Genomic DNA, 2,889 nt, shown 5'->3' with positions numbered 1-2,889 from the left:
GTAGAAGAAGCACCGGCCAACTACGTGCCAGCAGCCGCGGTAATACGTAGGGTGCGAGCGTTGTCCGGAATTACTGGGCGTAAAGAGCTTGTAGGCGGTTTGTCGCGTCGTCTGTGAAAACTCACAGCTCAACTGTGAGCTTGCAGGCGATACGGGCAGACTTGAGTACTGCAGGGGAGACTGGAATTCCTGGTGTAGCGGTGAAATGCGCAGATATCAGGAGGAACACCGGTGGCGAAGGCGGGTCTCTGGGCAGTAACTGACGCTGAGAAGCGAAAGCGTGGGTAGCGAACAGGATTAGATACCCTGGTAGTCCACGCCGTAAACGGTGGGCGCTAGGTGTGGGTTTCCTTCCACGGGATCCGTGCCGTAGCTAACGCATTAAGCGCCCCGCCTGGGGAGTACGGCCGCAAGGCTAAAACTCAAAGGAATTGACGGGGGCCCGCACAAGCGGCGGAGCATGTGGATTAATTCGATGCAACGCGAAGAACCTTACCTGGGTTTGACATACACCGGAAACCTGCAGAGATGTAGGCCCCCTTGTGGTCGGTGTACAGGTGGTGCATGGCTGTCGTCAGCTCGTGTCGTGAGATGTTGGGTTAAGTCCCGCAACGAGCGCAACCCTTGTCCTGTGTTGCCAGCGCGTTATGGCGGGGACTCGCAGGAGACTGCCGGGGTCAACTCGGAGGAAGGTGGGGACGACGTCAAGTCATCATGCCCCTTATGTCCAGGGCTTCACACATGCTACAATGGCTGGTACAGAGGGCTGCGATACCGTGAGGTGGAGCGAATCCCTTAAAGCCGGTCTCAGTTCGGATCGGGGTCTGCAACTCGACCCCGTGAAGTTGGAGTCGCTAGTAATCGCAGATCAGCAACGCTGCGGTGAATACGTTCCCGGGCCTTGTACACACCGCCCGTCACGTCATGAAAGTCGGTAACACCCGAAGCCGGTGGCCTAACCCCTTGTGGGAGGGAGCCGTCGAAGGTGGGATCGGCGATTGGGACGAAGTCGTAACAAGGTAGCCGTACCGGAAGGTGCGGCTGGATCACCTCCTTTCTAAGGAGCATTCTCCAGTCGATGTCCCGAACAGTCGGGGTGATCGCTGGCAGAGCCACTGCGAACTCGAATGAAGTTCGGTGGAGCTCATGGGTGGAACGCTGACAGGTTCTTCCGTGGATCGGTTGGTCTTCGATGGCCGGCTGGCGGGTGATATATCGACACACTGTTGGGTCCTGAAAGAACAGGCGTTCTTTCCAGGTAATATGACGACGAGGCTGGATTTTCAGTCATACCGCCGGGCGTTGGTTCGGGCTGGTGCTGGTTTTTGGTTTGGCCTTGTGTGTTGTTTGAGAACTGCACAGTGGACGCGAGCATCTTTGTTTGTAAGTGTGTAAGAGCGTACGGTGGATGCCTTGGCACCAGGAGCCGATGAAGGACGTAGGAGGCTGCGATAAGCCTCGGGGAGCTGTCAACCGAGCTGAGATCCGAGGATGTCCGAATGGGGAAACCCGGCACGAGTGATGTCGTGTCACCCGCATCTGAATGTATAGGGTGTGTGGAGGGAACGTGGGGAAGTGAAACATCTCAGTACCCACAGGAAGAGAAAACAATATGTGATTCCGTGAGTAGTGGCGAGCGAAAGCGGATGAGGCTAAACCAGGTAGATGTGATACTCGGCAGAGGTTGTCTATGTGGTGTTGTGGGGTCATTCTTCTCAGTCCTGCCGGGCTGGGCGGGAGTCAGAAACCGTTGTGTTAGTCGAAGTGGTCTGGAACGGCCTGTCGTAGAGGGTGAGAATCCCGTAGACGAAAGCATGACGGCTCTTGTGAATGATGCCCGAGTAGCAGCGGGCCCGTGAAATCTGCTGTGAATCTGTCGGGACCACCCGATAAGCCTGAATACTCCCTGGTGACCGATAGCGGACTAGTACCGTGAGGGAAAGGTGAAAAGTACCCCGGGAGGGGAGTGAAATAGTACCTGAAACCGTGCGCTTACAATCCGTCAGAGCCTGTTGTGGGTGATGGCGTGCCTTTTGAAGAATGAGCCTGCGAGTCATCGGTGTGTGGCGAGGTTAACCCGTGTGGGGTAGCCGTAGCGAAAGCGAGTCCGAATAGGGCGGTGGAGTCGCACACTATGGACCCGAAGCGGAGTGATCTACCCATGGCCAGGGTGAAGCGACGGTAAGACGTCGTGGAGGCCCGAACCCACTTAGGTTGAAAACTGAGGGGATGAGCTGTGGGTAGGGGTGAAAGGCCAATCAAACTCCGTGATAGCTGGTTCTCCCCGAAATGCATTTAGGTGCAGCGTCGCGTGTTTCTCGCCGGAGGTAGAGCTACTGGATGGCCTAGGGGGCCTACAAGCTTACCGAAGTCAGCCAAACTCCGAATGCCGGTGAGTGAGAGCGTGGCAGTGAGACTGTGGGGGATAAGCTTCATAGTCGAGAGGGAAACAGCCCAGATCGCCGGCTAAGGCCCCTAAGCGTGTACTAAGTGGAAAAGGATGTGGAGTCGCGAAGACAACCAGGAGGTTGGCTTAGAAGCAGCCACCCTTGAAAGAGTGCGTAATAGCTCACTGGTCAAGTGATTCTGCGCCGACAATGTAGCGGGGCTCAAGTACACCGCCGAAGCCGCGGCATTCACACATGTGATTCCTTTCGAGGCAGTCGTGTGGATGGGTAGGGGAGCGTCGTGTAGCCGGGGAAGCAGCGGGGTGACCTAGTTGTGGAGGCTGCGCGAGTGAGAATGCAGGCATGAGTAGCGAAAGACGAGTGAGAAACTCGTCCGCCGAATGACCAAGGGTTCCTGGGCCAGGTTAATCCGCCCAGGGTGAGTCGGGACCTAAGGCGAGGCCGACAGGCGTAGTCGATGGACAACGGGTTGATATTCCCG

At 56.7% G+C, this 2,889-nt stretch carries 2 rRNA genes; both read left to right on the top strand.

Annotation, left to right across the window (positions count from 1 at the left end):
• Positions 1 to 1,057: ribosomal RNA gene (locus tag ACT89H_RS29260) — 16S ribosomal RNA — on the top strand; the annotation flags it as partial.
• Between the two features lie 324 nt (positions 1,058 to 1,381).
• A 23S ribosomal RNA gene (locus ACT89H_RS29255) occupies positions 1,382 to 2,889 on the top strand; the annotation flags it as partial.

The organism is Nocardia aegles (assembly GCF_052545135.1).
The sequence above is the reverse complement of the archived record's forward strand: the minus strand, read 5'-3'. Positions and strand labels throughout refer to the sequence as shown.